The 16179-nt window shown below is 70.0% G+C and carries 13 protein-coding genes; 7 read left to right on the top strand and 6 right to left on the bottom strand.

Annotated elements, in window-relative coordinates:
- Window positions 1-42: 42 nt before the first annotated feature.
- Window positions 43-483 carry a D-aminoacyl-tRNA deacylase gene (gene dtd / locus ASE43_RS08750; protein WP_056179852.1) on the bottom strand — a complete coding sequence of 147 codons (441 nt, stop codon included), beginning with the start codon at window positions 481-483 and terminating at the stop codon, window positions 43-45.
- A gap of 102 nt (window positions 484-585) precedes the next feature.
- Between dtd and ASE43_RS08745 the strand changes: the two genes are divergently transcribed.
- The 4 genes from ASE43_RS08745 to ASE43_RS08730 all read left to right on the top strand — a co-directional run bounded on the left by ASE43_RS08745 (window position 586) and on the right by ASE43_RS08730 (window position 5075).
- Window positions 586-1503, top strand: coding sequence for a lauroyl acyltransferase (locus ASE43_RS08745; protein ID WP_057160194.1), 918 nt, complete (start codon window positions 586-588; stop codon window positions 1501-1503).
- A gap of 71 nt (window positions 1504-1574) precedes the next feature.
- Entirely contained in the window at window positions 1575-3017 is a 1443-nt protein-coding gene (locus tag ASE43_RS08740) for a tetratricopeptide repeat protein (RefSeq protein WP_157499784.1), read from the top strand.
- The gene (locus tag ASE43_RS08735) at window positions 3014-3544 is read left to right on the top strand and encodes a PH domain-containing protein (RefSeq protein WP_082607193.1); all 531 of its coding nucleotides are present in this window, start codon (window positions 3014-3016) and stop codon (window positions 3542-3544) included. The genes ASE43_RS08740 and ASE43_RS08735 overlap by 4 nt, the downstream gene beginning before the upstream one ends.
- 82 nt (window positions 3545-3626) lie before the next feature.
- The gene (locus tag ASE43_RS08730) at window positions 3627-5075 is read left to right on the top strand and encodes a PH domain-containing protein (protein WP_056179846.1); all 1449 of its coding nucleotides are present in this window, start codon (window positions 3627-3629) and stop codon (window positions 5073-5075) included.
- 234 nt (window positions 5076-5309) lie between these two features.
- Here ASE43_RS08730 and ASE43_RS08725 read toward each other — a convergent pair whose 3' ends face one another.
- The gene (locus ASE43_RS08725; protein ID WP_057160192.1) at window positions 5310-6362 is read right to left on the bottom strand and encodes a CDP-glycerol glycerophosphotransferase family protein; all 1053 of its coding nucleotides are present in this window, start codon (window positions 6360-6362) and stop codon (window positions 5310-5312) included.
- Between the two features lie 25 nt (window positions 6363-6387).
- On the opposite strand from ASE43_RS08725, the gene ASE43_RS08720 reads away from it, so the two are divergent.
- Together ASE43_RS08720 and ASE43_RS08715 are read left to right on the top strand one after the other, a co-directional pair.
- Window positions 6388-7203, top strand: a complete 816-nt coding sequence (locus ASE43_RS08720) for a glycosyltransferase family 2 protein (RefSeq protein ID WP_057160191.1) — start codon at window positions 6388-6390, stop codon at window positions 7201-7203.
- On the top strand, window positions 7200-8051 hold the full coding sequence (locus ASE43_RS08715; protein WP_057160190.1) for a glycosyltransferase family 2 protein: 852 nt from the start codon (window positions 7200-7202) through the stop codon (window positions 8049-8051). Before ASE43_RS08720 ends, ASE43_RS08715 begins: the two co-directional genes overlap by 4 nt.
- Window positions 8052-8898: 847 nt before the next feature.
- Here the strand turns inward: ASE43_RS08715 and ASE43_RS08710 are convergent.
- The 4 genes from ASE43_RS08710 to def form a co-directional block, all read right to left on the bottom strand.
- Window positions 8899-10581 carry a glycosyltransferase family 39 protein gene (locus ASE43_RS08710; protein ID WP_057160189.1) on the bottom strand — a complete coding sequence of 561 codons (1683 nt, stop codon included), beginning with the start codon at window positions 10579-10581 and terminating at the stop codon, window positions 8899-8901.
- Window positions 10582-11815: 1234 nt separating this feature from the next.
- Window positions 11816-13117 carry a 16S rRNA (cytosine(967)-C(5))-methyltransferase RsmB gene (gene rsmB, locus ASE43_RS08705; protein WP_057160188.1) on the bottom strand — a complete coding sequence of 434 codons (1302 nt, stop codon included), beginning with the start codon at window positions 13115-13117 and terminating at the stop codon, window positions 11816-11818.
- Window positions 13114-14037, bottom strand: a complete 924-nt coding sequence (gene fmt / locus ASE43_RS08700; RefSeq protein ID WP_057160633.1) for a methionyl-tRNA formyltransferase — start codon at window positions 14035-14037, stop codon at window positions 13114-13116. Before fmt ends, rsmB begins: the two co-directional genes overlap by 4 nt.
- Before the next feature lie 220 nt (window positions 14038-14257).
- A complete protein-coding gene (gene def, locus ASE43_RS08695; RefSeq protein ID WP_056177991.1) occupies window positions 14258-14779 on the bottom strand; it encodes a peptide deformylase in 522 nt (173 codons plus the stop codon).
- 161 nt (window positions 14780-14940) lie between these two features.
- Here def and ASE43_RS08690 point away from each other — a divergent pair, with 161 nt between their 5' ends.
- Window positions 14941-16104 carry a LysM peptidoglycan-binding domain-containing protein gene (locus ASE43_RS08690; protein ID WP_057160632.1) on the top strand — a complete coding sequence of 388 codons (1164 nt, stop codon included), beginning with the start codon at window positions 14941-14943 and terminating at the stop codon, window positions 16102-16104.
- The last annotated feature ends 75 nt before the right edge of the window (window positions 16105-16179 follow it).

The raw sequence follows: 16179 nt of genomic DNA, 5'->3' as shown, positions 1-16179 counted from the left end.
GGAACGTTCCAGTATAGCAGGCCGGGCCGGCTGGGGCCCGATCTAGGACCGGAGGAGGAAGGTGACCGGGCCATCGTTGACCAGGCTGATCACCATATGGGCACCGAAGCGCCCGGTTTCCACCCCCCCGGCGTGAGCGGCCCGGCAGGTCTGGACCAGCCGGTTGAATATCGGTTCAGCCAGCTCCGGGGCGGCCGCGGTGCTGAAGCCCGGGCGCATGCCGCTGCGGGTGTCGGCGGCCAGGGTGAACTGGCTGACCAGCAGCAGGCCGCCGCCGGTGTCGGCCAGGCCGCGGTTCATGCGCCCGGCCTCGTCGGCGAAGACCCGGTAGCCGAGCAGGCGCTCGGCCATGCGCAAAACCTGTGCCTCGCCGTCGCCGGGCTCGACCCCGACCAGGGCCAGCAGGCCAGGCCCGATCGCCCCGACGGTCTCGCCGTCGACGGTCACGGCCGCCTGGGTCACGCGCTGGATCAGGCTGAGCACGGCGGCGGGTCCTGCGGAACGGGCCGCACAGTGTCGCCCGGCCCGGCGCATCCGGCCAGCCTGCGCACCGGGCCGGCCGCCCGCGCCGGCTAGACTGACGCGATGACCCGCTTCGTCGCCCGCCTGCTCTATCTGCTCGCCTCCGCGCTCGCGCGCCTGCCCTGGTCCTGGCTGCTGGGCCTGGGCGACCTGGTCGCGGCCGCCTGGCGCTGGCGCGACGGCCGCGAAAGCCGGGTGACCCGGGTCAATCTGGAGCTGGCCTACCCCGAGCTGCTGCCGGCCCAGCGCGAGCAGTGGCACCGGGCGATCCTGCGCACCACCGGGCGCCAGATCCTGGAGACCCTGCGCCTGTGGACCCGGCCGCACCAGGAGAACCTGACCCTGCTGCGCGAGACCCACGGCACCGAGCTGTTCGACGCGGCGATCGCGGCCGGGCGCGGGGTGATCGTGGCCGCGCCGCATTACGGCAACTGGGAGCTGCTGAACCAATGGCTGGCCGCGCGCACGCCGCTGGCGATCCTGTACCGGCCGCCGGAGTCCAGGATCGGCGAAGCCTTCCTCAACCTGGTGCGCGCCGACGCCCCCGACCGGGTCACCCAGATCCGCGCCGAGGGCCCGGCGGTACGCCAGCTGTGGAAGCTGCTCAACACCGGCGGCGTGACCGGCATCCTGCCCGACCAGCAGCCCAAGGCCGGCGACGGCGAGTTCGCGCCGTTCTTCGGCGTGCCCGCGCTGACCATGACCCTGCTCGGCCGCCTCGCCGGCCGCACCGGCGCGACGGTGCTGTTCGCCTATTGCGAACGCATCGACACCCATGACGGCGCGCCCGGCTTCGCGCTGCACATCGAACCCGCGCCCGCGGACATCGGCGACGAGGATCTGACGATCGCGACGACCGCGCTAAACGCCGCGGTCGAACGCATCGCGCGCCGCGATCCGGCTCAATACCAGTGGACCTACAAACGCTATACGCTGCGACCGCCGGGTTCGGGCGAGGAAAATCCGTACTGGAATCGCTGAGCGGACGACGCTGGCGGAGCACGATCGCGCGACTCCATGGCGCGCGAACGAATCACTCAAGGGGATGATGGATGCGTTGTTGGATGTTGTGTTTCGCGCTGCTCGCCGCACCGGCGATGGCGGCCGACGATCTGGCCGAGATGAACGCCGTCAGCCAGGCCTGGGACCGCTACGCGCAGCTCAGCAGCCGCGACGATCCCGCCAGCGCCGCCCTGCTCGCGCCGTCCAGCCTGGACTACTACCTGTTCCTGCGCGACGCGGCGCGTGCGGCCTCCTCCGACCAGGTGCGGCGCATCCCGATCAGCGACCGCCTGATCGTGTACGCACTGCGCGCCAGCCGCAGCGACGCCCAGTTGGCCGAGCTTGACGGCACCGGCGTAGCCAAACTGTGCCAAAGCCGCGATTGGTGCGGCGTGGCGGCGCCGGAAGAGGGCGAGTCGCTGCCGGCGCTGAGCCACGTGACCCTGATCGGCAGCGATCGCGCGGTCGGCGAGTTCGGGCCGCCGACCGGCACCAATTTCCAGTTCGGCCCGGAACTCGTGCGTACCCAAGACGGCTGGAAGGTGGTGGCCGAATCGCTGGTCAACGACGAATCGGTCCAGATCGCGCGGCACGCGCAACAGACGGGCACGAGCGAAGCCGACCTGGCGCAGTTCGTCCTCGGCGAAATGCTCGGCGACGAGACCGAGACGCCGGCGGTCGCGAGCCTGGAGCAGCCGACGCGGGACGACGCCGCCCTGCGCGCCAGCCTCAACGATCGCTGGCCGACATACCTGGCGACCTACAAGACCCGCATGGCGGCTATTCAACGCAAGGCCGAGGACGGCGATCCGCTCGCGCAGGTCACGTTCGGCACGATGCTGTACACGGGCAAGCTGTCGGACTGGGTGCCCCAGGACAAAGTCCGCGGCATGACACTGCTGGTACAGGCCAGCGAGGGCGGAAACGTCGCCGCGGCCACCTTGGTCGCCGGTGAACTGATCGCGGGCGACGACCTGCCCAAGGGCCAGCCGATTCCGCCCGAGCGCCTGGCAAGGGCGCTGCCGCATCTGCGCCGTTCCGCCGAGGGCGGCCATGCGATGGCGATGTCCGAGCTCTCCCTGCTCTATTTCAACGGCGCTGCGGGCCTGAAGCGCGACTGTCGCCAGGCCGACGAATGGATCGCGCGCGCCGAGGACGCGGGCTACGAGGATGCGCGCAACAATCGCGTCTGGAACCTAGCCGTCTGCCCGATTCCGGAGCAACGCGACCCTGCGCGCGCATTGGCGCTGGCCCAGCGCATGATCGAGGAACAGGATCGTTTGGGCGCCGCCGAACTGGACACGCTGGCCGCCGTTTACGCCGCCAACGGCCGGTTCGACGAAGCGGTCGCGCTGCAGAAGCGCGCCCTGATCAAGTTCGAAGACCCGGCCGAAACGCAAACGCCCAAGCGCGCCCGCGAGCGCCTCAAGGCCTATAGCGCCCGTCGCGACTGGGTACAGGACTACAGCGTCTTCGAGACTCAAGCGAAATGACCTCCGCATCGGAAGACAGCGCGCTCGACACCGCGCCTGACCTGACTCCGGCCGCCGAAGTCGAATGGCAGGCGCTGCCGGCGCGCGCGCGGCCGCTGTTCCTGCTGGACACTTCGATCTCGCTGGGCGTGCTGTTCGGCGTGGCCGGGGTGGTGTCGGGCACGCTGGGCCTGGGCACGGCCGCGGGCATCGCCGCCGGCGCCACCGGCGCCCTGCTCGGCATCGCCACCGGGATCTGGATCGGCACCAAGCAGTTCAATCATTGCTACTGGCGCCTGGACGAGCACGGCCTGGCGGTGCGGCGCGGGCGCTTGTGGCAGCGCGAAACGCGGGTGCCGATCACCCGCGTGCAGCACCTGGACATCAAGCACGGCCCCTGGCAGCGCCGGCGCAAGCTGGCGACGCTGGTGGTGCATACCGCCGGCACCCGCCACAGTTCGGTCAACGTGCCCCACCTGGACGCCGACGATGCGCAGCGCTTGCGCGATCGCCTGGGCCGGCAGATCGATCTCGATGACGACGCCTGATCCGATCGCGGGCGAGCCCGCGGGCGAGCGTGCGCCACCGACCGCGGTCGAGGCCGCGAGCGCCGAACGCCGCCTGCACCCGATGTCGTGGCTGTTCGTGCTGCTGGCGCAGCTGCGCCAGTTTGTGGTTCCGCTGATCGTGCTGCTGGTGCTCGGGCGCGGCGACCGCAACGAGCTGTGGTCGCTGATCGCGGTCGGCGTGCTGGTGGTGCTGTCGCTGTGGCAGTACTTCACCTATCGCTACGGCGCCACCGGCGACAGCCTGGTGGTGCGCAGCGGCCTGTTCGAACGCAGCCTGCGGGTGATCCCGTTCGCGCGCATCCACAACGTCGCGCTGCGCCAGTCGGCGCTGCACCGGGTGTTCGGCGTGGCCGAGGTGCGCCTGGAATCGGCCGGCGGCAACAAGCCCGAAGCCGAGATGCGCGTGCTCAAGCTGTCCGACGCGCTGGCGCTGGAAGCGCTGGTGCGCCGGCGCGGCGCGGCCGCGGGCGCGGCCCTGGCCGCCGACGACAGCGCCGCGCCGCCGCTGCTGGCCATGTCCTTGGGCGAGGTGCTGCGCCTGGGCGTGGTCAACAACCGCGGCATGTTCGTGGTCGGCGCCGGCATCGCCGGCTTCATGCCCTACAGCCGCGATCTGCTGCCGGAAGGCATGGGCGGCCAGATCCGGCAACTGGTGCTGTCCCTGTTCGGCTGGACCAACGAGCATCACTTCGGTGCGCCGCAGTACCTGCTGGCGGCGCTGGTGCTGATGGGGCTGTTCGTCGGCCTGGTGCGGCTGCTGTCGATGGCGCTGGCGCTGCTGCAGTACTACGGTTTCCGCCTGAGCGAGCACGGGCGCCGCCTGACCGTCGAACGCGGCCTGCTGGCGCGCTGGCGCACCAGCGCGTCGCGCCGCCGGATCCAGGCCTGGACGCTGCGCGAAGGCCCCGTGCACCGTTTGTTGCGCCGGCGCACGCTGGAAATCGAAACCGCGGTCGGCAACGAGCAGGAGCAGGAGCGCGCCTTGCGCGAGCTGGCGCCGATCGCCACGCCGGCGGTCTGCGAATCGCTGATCGAGCATCTGCTGCCGAAGGCCGGCTGGTCGCGCCTGGATTGGCGCTCGCTGCCGCTGGTGAGCTGGTGGCGGTTGTTCCTGTCCGGCATGCCCTGGCTGGCGGCGATCACCGCCTTGCTGTGCGTGCGCTTCGGCGCCTGGGGCCTGCTGGCGCTGCTGTGGCTGCCGTGGGCGGTGTTCAAGGCGCGCCAGCGCGCACGGCGCATGGGCTATGCGCTGGGCGCCGAAGTGGTGGCCGTGCGCGAGGGCTGGTGGAAGCGTTATTGGCGCTTCGCCGAGATCGACAAGCTGCAGGCGCTGCAGCTGGTCCGCAACCCGATCGACCGCCGCTGCGGCACCGCGACGCTGTGGCTGGACACCGCCGGCGCCGGAGCCATGGCGCCGCCGTTGCGAATCCGCTTTCTGCCGGTGGCCGAGGCCGAGGCCTTGTATCGCGAGCTGTCGGCGACCCTGGCGGTGCGGAAGCTGCATTGGTAGGCGGAGGGCGGCGGCGCACGTGCGGTGCGGCGATGATGCGGTTCGCCTTTGGCTCACCGCATCCTACGAAGGCGGGACTCGCGGCGGGCTGTCTTACGCAGCCGCGCCGGCCGTAGGGTGCGGTGGCAACCGCACCGGCGCGGACTTGCGGGCCCTCGCGATGATGCGGTTCGCCTGCGGCTCACCGCATCCTACGGAGGCCAAAGGCAGGTGGCTGCCGCGCCTACGTCCGGCTCAGCCGCGGCCCCAATAGCCCAGTTCGCGGCGGATCTGCAGCGCGCGCAGGCGCGCCGAGAACGGCTTGGCGCTCAGGCGGCCCAGACGGCCGGCGAGCAGGTCCTCGGTGGCCGCGATCACACGCTCGGACGAGCGTCCGTCGCGGTAGGGGTGGATGGCGTCGGCGTAGGCGTCCAGCGAGGCCTGCAACTCCGGCGTCGGCGTGAACGCGTGCTCCAGCATCGCCGGCAGCTCGGCCGGCTCGTGGAAATCGATCATGTGCGCCTTCGGCGCGCGGTTGCAGAAGGTCACGACCGGCTTGCGCTGGACCACGAACTCCGAGACCACCGACGTGGTATCGGCCACCAGCACGTCGGCGGCGCGTTGGGCCGCGATCAGTTGCTCGGTCTCGACGAAATCGGCGTTCGGGCCGGCCAGCTTGCGGTAGCGTTCGAACAGCGCCGGCGGGCACTTGGGGTGCAGGGTCAGCAGCCAGAAACGATCGCCGCGCCGAACCTCCTGGGCGATCGCGTCGTATAGGTGCGGCGCCGCGCTCAGACGCTCGGTGAAGGTCGAGGCGAACAACACCACCGGGCGCCGGCCGGCGCGCCGGCGCAAGCGCGCGGCGCTGCCGTCGTCGTCGCGGAACAGCGGGTCGAGCTTGGGCCAGCCGGTTTCGACCACGGCGAAATGGCCGGCCTCGGCGGCCAGGGTGCGGAACGGCGCGGTGGTCGCCGGGCCCTGGGTGCAGTACAGGTCGAACAGGCCGCGCACGCGGAAATGGCCGCGCGCGTCCTCGCGTTTTTCGACGTTGAAGCCGTGGAACAGCTGGACCTTGGCCCCGCCGACGAAGGGCGGCACCCAGTTGGCGGCGCTGAACACGGCGCGCGGTTTCAGCGCCACCGCCTCGTGCAGGCCGACGTTGCGCACCGGTGCGGCCAGGCTGGCGCCGGCCGCGCCGTCGACGAACCAGGCATGTACCGAGTGCCCCTGCGCTTGCAGCGCATCGGCCAGCGGTTGCAGGATGGGCAGCGCATAACGCTCGCTCGCGAACAACAGGTAATCCGCCATCAACGCATCCCGGACTGAATCGAACGTGGCCGCCGCGGGCGCGCAAGCGCGCGCGGCGCAGGCATCTTGCCAGCTTTCGGCCTGCATCATCGCGTTCAACGAGGCCGATCGCATCGGCGACTGCCTGGCCTCGCTGGCATTCTGCGACGAGGTGGTGGTGGTGGACTCGTACTCCACCGACGCCACGGTCGAGATCGCGCGCGCGGCCGGCGCGCGCGTGCTGCAGCGCCCGTTCGACGGTTTCCGCAGCCAGAAGCAGTTCGCGATCGAGCAGGCCGCGCACGACTGGGTGCTGTGCCTGGACGCCGACGAGCGCGTCGACGAGGCCCTGCGCGCGGCGATCCAGGCCGAACAGGCGACGGGCTTCGCCGCCGCGGCCGGCTACCGCTTCGCGCGCCTGTCGGAGTATTTCGGCAAGTTCCTGCGCCACGGCAACGCCTACCCCGACCGGGTGCTACGCCTGTTCGACCGTCGCCGCGGCGGCTGGCGCGGCCAGCGCGAGGTGCACGAGGCTGCCAGCGTCGACGGCACGGTGCGGACCCTGCCGGGCGATCTGATCCACTACCCCTACCGCTCGCTGGAACAGCAGCTGGCCAAGACCCAACGCTACGCGCGGATGATGGCCGAACACGACTACGCGCGCGGCAAGCGCGCCACCCTGGGCAAGCTGGTGCTGGCGCCGGCCTGGCGCTTCTGGCGCGGCTACGTGCTGCGCCTGGGCTTCCTGGACGGCTGGCACGGCCTGGTCTACGCCTACGTGCGCGCCAACTACGTGCGCCAGAAAACCATCATGCTGTGGATGTTGCAGAACCGTCAGCCCGTCACCACCTCCGAGCCATGAACGCATCCACCGCCCCGCGCGCGAGCGTGGTCATCACCACTTACAACTGGCCCGATGCGCTGGCACTGGCCCTGGGCGCGCTCGCCCGCCAGCGCCGCCTGCCCTACGAGGTGGTGGTGGCCGACGACGGCTCGCGCGATGACACCCGCGCGCTGATCGCTGCGACCGCACGCGACTATCCGGTGCCGCTGCGCCACAGCTGGCAGGAGGACCGCGGCTTCCGCGTCGCCCTGGCGCGCAATCGCGCGATCGCGGCCACCTCCGGCGACTACGTGCTGTTGTTGGACGGCGACATGCTCGCGCACCCGCAATTCGTCGCCGATCATCTGCGCGCGGCGCAGGCGGGCAGCTTCGTGCAGGGCCAGCGCGTGCTCACCGACGAACTCGGCCGCGACCGTCTGCTGTCGGGCGAAACCCAGGCGCTGGGCTTCTTCGACCGCGGGCTGACCCGGCGCCGCCACACCCTGCGCATCCCGCCGCTGGCGGCGCTGTCGCTGCGCGGCACGCGCGGCCAGAGCACCGCGGCTATCAAGACCTGCAACCAGGGCTGGTGGCGCGAGGATCTGGTCGCGCTCAACGGCTTCGACGAGCGCTACGAAGGCTGGGGTCGCGAGGACAAGGACCTGGCCGTTCGCGCGTTTCACGCCGGCCTGGAACGACGCTCGCTGCGCTTCGCCGGCCTGGCCACGCATCTGTACCACCGCGAACGCCACGACGACGGCGACAGCCCCAACGATGCGCTGCTGGCAGAAGCCAGGGCCAGCGGGCGGGTGCGCGCGCCGGTGGGGCTGGATCGGCATCTGGCGGAGTTCGCGGCGGCGCCGTTGGCGGATTTGCGGGCGCAGTAACCGATAGGGGACCCGCGCTGCCGAGCGCCGTGCTTGTCGACGGCGGTCGCGGCGGCGCGCGGCGATGGCCGCGACGACGCGGGCATCCGATTTGGCGCGAAGATGCGGTTCGCCTGCGGCTCACCGCATCCTACAGCCCGTTTTTTGTGGGACACGACCCGCTTTCTGTGGGATACGGCCCGCTTTCTGTGGGATACGGCCAGCTCTCTGTGGGAGCGGCGTGAGCCGCGATGCCGCCGCAGGCGGCGAATTTGTCCCAAGCGCGAGACCATGCTGGACCCGTTTCGCGAAACGGATTCGCGACTATCGTCGTTACCGCAGCTCATCGCGGCTTACGCCGCTCCCACAGGGGCAGGTCGTTGTGGAGGGCGGAAATCCGCGCCTCTCATTCGCGATCAATAGCGCAAGCGTTGATCGGCGCGACGATCCGGCCGGCTCTCTGTGGGAGCGGCGTGAGCCGCGATGCCGTCGCAGGCGGCGAATTTGTCCCAAGCGCGAGACCATGCTGGACCCGTTTCGCGAAACGGATTCGCGGCTAGCGTCGTTGCCACAGCTCATCGCGGCTTACGCCGCTCCCACAGGGGCAGGTCGTTGTGGAGGGCGGAAATCCGCGCCTCTCATTCGCGATCGATAGCGCAAGCGTGGATCGGCGCGACGATGCGGCCGGCTCTCTGTGGGAGCGGCGTGAGCCGCGATGCCACCGCAGGCGGCGCTTTCGCCCCGAGAGAGCCCGGCCCGAACGGCGTTTCACAAGACGGGCTCGAGGCTGGCGTCATCGCCGCCCTTCATCGCGGCTCACGCCGCTCCCACCGGGTCACGCAACGCGCCAGGGCGAGAACCCCGCCCCTTATTCGCGATCAATGGCGCAGGCGTGGATGGCCGCGCCGGGCACCAGGGTCCAGCCGCGGCGGTTGGCGTTGCCCATGTGGGTGGTCTTGGTTTCGTCCACGCAGGCATCCAAGGCCACGTCCTGCACCAGCAGCCAGCGCGAGTCCTGGCGCTGCGCCTGCCAGGCCAGGCCGCGGCGCATCTGCTCCTTGAAGTCGAGCTTGAAGCCGAAGGTGGTGGCCGGGCGGTCGGCCATCAGCAGGTTCTGTTCGCGCCAGGCGACCAGGGCCAGCTCCGCGTTCGGTCCGATCTTCTGACCCACCTCGGTCATCAGGCCGCGCGCGGACGAGGAGTCGTTGAGCAGCGGCGCCATCAGCAGGCCGAAGCCGACCCACAGGCCGGTCAGCAGCGACACCATCGCCGCCAGCGGACGCTTGGGACCGAACCACAGTAGGCTGGCCAAGCCCCACACGCCGACCGCCATCAGGCTGGCCGCCATCGCATGCGCGCCCTCGGCGATGCCGCGCTCGGCGACCAGCTTGCGTTCGAAACCGGGGTTGCCGAACCACATCGCCGCGCCCAGGCCCAACAGGCCCAGCGCGAACAGCCAGCTGAAACCGGCGGCGATGCGGCGCGGCCACAGCTTGCGCACGATGCCCGGCAGCAGCGGCGCCAGCGCCAGGCACACCATCGGCAGCGCCGGCAGGATGTACATGTCGCGCTTGCCGTTGGGCAGGGTGAAGAACACCAGCACCAACAGCCACCAGGCCAGCGGCAGCAGGTAACGCGGATCGCGCCGGCGCAGGCGGCGCCACCACGCCGGCAGCGCCCAGGGCAGCGCCAGCATGGTCGGCAGCCACATGGTCAGCACGACCTCCAGGAAGTACCACGGCGGCTGGCCGTGGTCCCAGGACGCGCCGTAACGCTTGGCGGTCTGGCGCAGCAGGATGTCGTCCATATAGGCGCGGTATTCGGGCGAACCGTTGGTGGTCGCGGCGATCACCATCGGCACCAGCCACACGCAGGCCGCGGCCACGAACGCCAGCGGGCCCAACCAGAACCGCCAGTTGCCGGCCTGCACGCGCACGCGCCAGCCGCGCAGCGAGGCGATACCGGCCGGCACCAGCATCAGCAGCGCGATCGCGCCCACGCCCTTGCTGATCGTGCCCAGGCCGGCGGCGGCCCAGGCCAGGGTCCACATCCGCCAGTCGCCGCCGCCGTCCTTGCGCCAGGACAGCACGTGCCGCAGCAGGCCGTAGTTGGCCAGGGTGATCCAGAACACCACCAGCGGATCGATCTGGGCCTTCTTGGATTGCCAGGTGAACTGGAACGCGAACAACAGCGCCCAGCCCGCGTACAGCCCGACCTTGCGCGTCCACAGGCGCCGGCCGAGATCGACCACGCACCACAAGGTACCTAGCGCGGCGAGCAGCGAGGGCAGTAGGAAGGCTACCCGCCAATCGCGAAACACGGTGTAGGCCGCGGCCTGTAGCCACATGAACAAGGGCGGCTTATCCGAGTACAACTCGACGCCGCGATGCGGGAACAGCCAGTCCCCGCTTTCGACCATCTGCTTGGCCACCAGGGTGAACCGCGGCTCATCGGCCGGCCAGGGATCGCGCAGCCCGAGGCCGGCGCCCAGCACCAGCAGGGCGATGATCCAGAACAACCAGGTGTCGCGGGAGCGGGTCGAATTCTGCATGCGCGGGATGATAGCCGCGAAGCCGTGGGCGGATGTCGGAGAAACGTTCAGGACCCGGCGGACTCGGCGGGCGGACGTGGGGCCCGCGCGCTGTCTCAGCCATTGCCAAACGCCCCAAGAACCCAGCCCCGCGATCGCGACCGCACCCCACCGCCACTCCTGCACTTACTCTCGTGGTTGTGGCTCTGTACCTGTACCTGTACCTGTGCCTGCCGTTGCCGTTGCCGTTGCCGTTGCCGTTGCCGTTGCCGTTGCCGTTGCCGTTGCCGCGGCATTCAAATCCAAAAGCCCCGCACTTACACGACCAGTCGTAGACCCGAAGGGCGGCGCGCAGGACGCGCGCCGTTTTTCGAATGGACAGGGACGTCCATTCGAAAAATCCCGGCGCAGGCACCGAACTCGCAAGGGAGGGTTGGTCACGCTAGCCCTTCTCTTTGGTTACTTTCTCTTGGGCTAGCAAGAGAAAGTGACCCGCATGCGCAGCAGGCGGAAGCCGTTGACCTNCGAACTCGCAGGGGAGGGTTGGTCACGCTAGCCCTTCTCTTTGGTTACTTTCTCTTGGGCTAGCAAGAGAAAGTGACCCGCATGCGCAGCAGGCGGAAGCCGTTGACCTTCGGTCAGAAAAGACGAAAGCAAAGCAACAGCAAATCCTCCCCAACCCGCCCGGCCAGCAGGCACAGCCTGCTGGCGTTCACCCGTGCACGAACCTGCGGTTCGTAAGCCGCACGGCTTCACCCTTTGATAAAGAAGGGAGCTAGGGGCAAGAGAAAGTGACCCGCATGCGCAGCAGGCGGAAGCCTTTGATCTTCGGTCAGAAAAGAAGAAAGCAAAGCAACAGCAAATCCTCCCCAACCCTCCTTTTCCAAAGGAGGGAGCCAGGAGCAAAAGCAAGTGACGCACATGCGCAGCAGGCGCTAGCCCTTGATCCAAAGCAAGTCCGATGCTAGCGGATCTCAACAAAACCCCGGCCAGCGCTGTAGCCGGAGTTCGCCATCGCGGCTTACGCCGCTCCCACAGAAGGCCGGTCCAACCCGGAACGAGCAACGTGGCCGGGATTCGCGGTCGCGGCTTGCGCCGCTCTTACGGAAAGCGCCCCTGAGAGGAGGTGGCGATATGCGACGCCGTTTGCCTGTAGGCGCTGCATCCTACGGAACGGGATCCACGCCTAGGCAAGAATAACGGTGCAGGATGGCTACAACTTCGGGACAGCGGTAGCGGGCAGCAACACCCGCCGCTACCGCGCGGCCTTCCTCAAGCGCGAGTAGAAGAACCCGTCGTAGCCCATCTCGCCCGGCAAACGTTGCCGGCCGACTTCGCGGTCGTGGCCGTAGCTCGCGTCCAGCGCATCCGCAGCCGCGTCCGGCGTGCGCGCCAGGAACGCGCGCACCTGATCCTCGTTCTCTTGCTTCAGGATCGAGCAGGTCGCGTACAGCAGCACGCCGCCAGGCGCCACAGTCCGCCACAGCGCATCGAGCAGACGCGCCTGCAACGCCGTCACCGCCGCGATGTCGGTTTCGCGCCGGTGCATCAGCACATCGGGCTGGCGCCGCACGATACCGGTGGCGGAACACGGCGCGTCCAATAGCACCGCATCGAACGGCGTCCCGTCCCACCAGGCGGCCAGATCCGACGCGTCGGCCGCGAGCAGACGCGCATCCGCGCCCAGGCGCAAGCGCGCCAAGCCGCTGCGCACCGTGTTCAAACGCGCCGCGTCCACGTCCAGCGCGGTGAGGCGCAGCGTGGGGTCGCGTTCGAGCAGATGCGCGGCCTTGCCGCCGGGCGCGGCGCAGGCGTCGAGCACGCGCGCGCCGGCGGGCGGCGCGAGCGCGTCGGCGACCCGTTGCGCGGCGCCGTCCTGCACCGAGACCGCGCCGTCGGCGAATCCAGGCAGCGAGGCGATCGCGACCGCCTCATCCAGCCGCAGCGCATCGGCCAAGGCTTCGTCGACGCCGGCGACCAGGCCGGCTTCGTCCAGACGCGCGCGATAGCCGTCGCGCCCGCCCTGCTGGCGATTGACGCGCAGCCACAGCGGCGGCGCGCTGGTGCTGGCGTCCAGGATCGCGGCCTCGTCCTCGGGCCAATCGTGGCGCAGGCGCGCGCGCAGCCAAGCCGGCCAATGCGCATGCGCCTCGACCGTGGGCAGGCCGTCGCGTTGCGCGCGCCGCAGCAGCGCGTTGACCAGGCCGGCCTGATGGCTGCGGCCGATCGCGCGTGCGGCGTCGACCGTGGCCGCGACCGCGGCATGCGCGGGCAGGGCCAGATCGAGTTGGGCGAAACCGACGAACAGCAGCGCGCGCAGGTCGCTGTCGCGCTTGCCCAGCGGGCGCGGCATCCAGGCCTTGAGCGCGGCCTCGTAGCGCGCCGGACGGCGCAGCACGGCGAAGCAGATCGCCTCGACCAGGGCGCGGTCGCGCGCGTCCTTCAGCGCGGGCAGCGCGTTGGCGAGTTCGGGCTTGAGCGAGCGGCCGCGGTGCAGCACCGCATCGAGCACGCGCGCGGCGACCGCGCGGCTTTCGGCGCCGCTGGCGGCGTTCACGCGCCGACCGCCAGGTCGCGGCGACCGTTGAGGTAGTCGGCGGCGGTGATGGCCTTGCCGCCGTCGCGCTGCAGCACGCGGATGCGCAGCGCGCCTTCGCCGCAGGCGACGTCGATGCCGTCGCGACCGGCCTGCAGCACCGTGCCCGGATCGGCGCCGTGGTCCAGCGACAGCGCGACCGCGCCGTGCAGGCGCACGCGCTCGCCGGCCAGCACCGCCTCGGCCATCGGCCAGGGATTGAAGGCGCGCACCTTGTCCGCCAGCGCGATCGCGGGCTGGCTCCAATCCAGTCGCGCTTCGGCCTTGTCCAGCTTGTGGGCGTAGGTCACGCCCTCCTCGGGCTGCGCCCAGGGACGCGGGTACAGGTCCGCGCGCAGCAGGCCCAGACCGTCACGGATCGCTTGCGCGCCCAGTTCGGCCAGGCGGTCGTGCAACTGACCGCCGGTTTCCTGCTCGCCGATTTCGGTGGTCTGCGCCAGCAGCACCGGGCCGGAATCCAGGCCCTTTTCCATCTGCATCAGGCATACGCCGGTCTCGCGGTCGCCGGCCTCGATCGCGCGCTGGATCGGCGCGGCGCCGCGCCACCGCGGCAGCAGCGAGGCATGCACGTTCCAGCAGCCGCGGACGGGAATGTCGAGCACCGACTGCGGCAGGATCAGGCCGTAGGCGACCACGATCATCAGATCGGGCTCCAGCGCGCGCAGCGCCTTGCGCGAGATCGCGGCCTTGAAGTTCTCCGGTTGCAGCACCGGGATGCCGCGCAACAGCGCCTCGCGCTTGACCGGCGAGGGCGTGAGCTCGCGCCCGCGCCCGGCCGGGCGGTCGGGCTGGGTGTACACGGCCACGACTTCGTTGCGCTGCGCGGCGGCGCGCAGGCTGGGCACGGCGAAATCGGGCGTACCGGCGAAGACGATCCTCAGGGACATGCGCAAACTCCGGAAGCGGGATTACGGACGCGTCCGTGCGGCGGAGGTCCGGGGACTAGCATGCCGTTTGCGGCGGGCGCGTTGCGCGCCGCGCGCCGGGCGAATGCGGGAAACGCGACAGGCCGCCCACGCTGCGGGCGACGTGCGGCATCGTGTTAGCGCCGTCGGCAGGCGATCGGCGCGGCGCGCGGCGGGTTCGCCGCGCGAGCGGCCTTTACGCCGCGTCGCCGGCGAGCTTGCGCTGCTTGGCCAGCTTCTTGCGCACCATCTCGCGCTTCAGCGGCGAGAGGTAGTCGACGAACAGCTTGCCGTCGAGGTGGTCCATCTCGTGCTGGATGCAGACCGCGAGCAAGCCGTCGATCTGCAACTCGAAGGGCTGGCCGTCGCGGCCGATCGCGCGCACCGTGATCTCGTTGGCGCGGGTCACGTCGGCGAAGATGCCGGGCACCGACAGGCAGCCTTCCTGGTAGACCTGCTCGCCGGCCTTGGCCACGATTTCGGGGTTGATGAAGACCAACGGCCGGTCGTGCTCCTCGGACACGTCTATCACCATGAAGCGCTGGTGCACGTCGACCTGGCTGGCCGCCAGACCGATGCCCGGGGCCTCGTACATGGTCTCGAACATGTCGTCGAGCAGCGTCTGGAACGCCGGCTCGGTGACGTGGGCAGGGTCGACCGGCACGGCTTTGGTGCGCAGCCGCGGGTCGGGAAATTCAAGGATCGGCAACAGAGACATAGCGTCGAAAAAAATGGGGGCGTTGGTCACATACACAAGCAAGAAGGGGATTGTAACCCCGTTTTGGGCCTCGAAAGCTTGCAAGCACGGGGTTCTTCTGGGCTATAGTTCCGAGGCCCGCAAAGGGCAAACCTGCAAGGGGAATCAGGTAGATGGCCGCCATGTTTAAACCATTCCGCGCGGTTGCAACCGCCGCGTTGCTGACGATCGCCACCTACGCCCTCGCGGCGGAGATGCAGGGCGGTCACCCCGACACCTACGTAGTCAAGCGGGGCGATACCCTGTGGGACATCGCCGGTCGTTTCCTTAAGCGTCCGTGGCTGTGGCCGGAAATCTGGCAGGCCAACCCGCAGATCAAGAATCCGCATCTGATCTACCCGGGCGACGTGATCTCGCTGGCCTACCTGGACCGCCTGGGCGTGCAGCCCGGTCCGCGCCAGGAAGCCCCGGTCACCGGCATCCCGCTGGATCAGGTCGAGCCGTTCCTGAAGAACCTGCGCGTGGTCGACAGCTTCGAGCAGCTGCCCTATGTGGTCAGCCTGGAAGAAGACCGCCTGCGCGGCTCCCAAGGCCAGGTCGCCTACATCAAGGGCCTGGCAGGCGCTGAGGCCGGGCAGCGTTACGCCGTGGTCCGCCCGACCCAGCGCTACACCCGCCTCACCAAGGAAAAGTGCTGCGACGTGAACGGTCGCGTCACCACCCTGCGCAGCCACGAGTTGGACTTCAACGGCCGCAACCCGCCCGGGTTCCAGGCCCTGTGGACCGACTCCACCCTGCCCCAGGGCCGCGGCGATCTGCTCGGTTACGAGCTGATGCAGCTGACCACGGGCACCGTGAGCCGCGGCGAAGTCGGCGGCGTCGGCGCCAGCACGCTGGTGATCGACGATGCCGGCCGCGAAGTCCGGGTCGGCGACCGTCTGATCCCGGTCGAAGCCCAACCTTACGACCTGCAGTTCTTCCCGCACCCGCCGAAGCAGGAGCTCCAGTACGGTCACGCCCGCGTCCTGGCGGTGGCCGACCAGCTCACCAGCGGCGGCGCGCGCGACGTGGTCGCCCTGTCGGTGGGCCGTCTGGACGGCATCGATAACGGCACCGTGCTGTCGACCTGGCGCGTCGGCCGCAACGTGGTCGACCGGGTCAAGGTCGGCGCGGAGCGCTCCGAGGACACCGTCGGCCGCGCCAACAAGGTGCGCGTGCCCGACGAATACGCCGGCCACGTGATGATCTTCCGCACCTTCGACAAGGTCAGCTACGGCCTGGTCATGGAAGGCGTGCGCCCGACCCGGGTCGGCTACGAGCTCAAGCATCCGGACGCCCCGTACTGATCGGGGCGCCCCGCAGGCCGGGGCGTTTTCCTACAGCAAGCAGCGACGGCGCCCTAGGGCGCCGTCGTCGTTTCC

The organism is Lysobacter sp. Root983, from assembly GCF_001429345.1.
Lineage (GTDB): Bacteria > Pseudomonadota > Gammaproteobacteria > Xanthomonadales > Xanthomonadaceae > Lysobacter.
This window is presented reverse-complemented; position numbering and strand designations above follow the sequence as displayed.

Bases quoted from the DNA above. Each gene is read 5' to 3' on its own strand.
- ASE43_RS08735 (WP_082607193.1), top strand. From the start codon at position 3,014: ATGACCTCCGCATCGGAAGACAGCGCGCTCGACACCGCGCCTGACCTG.
- ASE43_RS08690 (WP_057160632.1), top strand. From the start codon at position 14,941: ATGTTTAAACCATTCCGCGCGGTTGCAACCGCCGCGTTGCTGACGATC.
- ASE43_RS08740 (WP_157499784.1), top strand. From the start codon at position 1,575: ATGCGTTGTTGGATGTTGTGTTTCGCGCTGCTCGCCGCACCGGCGATG.
- ASE43_RS08730 (WP_056179846.1), top strand. From the start codon at position 3,627: ATGTCGTGGCTGTTCGTGCTGCTGGCGCAGCTGCGCCAGTTTGTGGTT.
- def (WP_056177991.1), bottom strand. From the start codon at position 14,779: ATGTCTCTGTTGCCGATCCTTGAATTTCCCGACCCGCGGCTGCGCACC.
- ASE43_RS08710 (WP_057160189.1), bottom strand. From the start codon at position 10,581: ATGCAGAATTCGACCCGCTCCCGCGACACCTGGTTGTTCTGGATCATC.
- ASE43_RS08745 (WP_057160194.1), top strand. From the start codon at position 586: ATGACCCGCTTCGTCGCCCGCCTGCTCTATCTGCTCGCCTCCGCGCTC.
- ASE43_RS08725 (WP_057160192.1), bottom strand. From the start codon at position 6,362: ATGGCGGATTACCTGTTGTTCGCGAGCGAGCGTTATGCGCTGCCCATC.
- ASE43_RS08715 (WP_057160190.1), top strand. From the start codon at position 7,200: ATGAACGCATCCACCGCCCCGCGCGCGAGCGTGGTCATCACCACTTAC.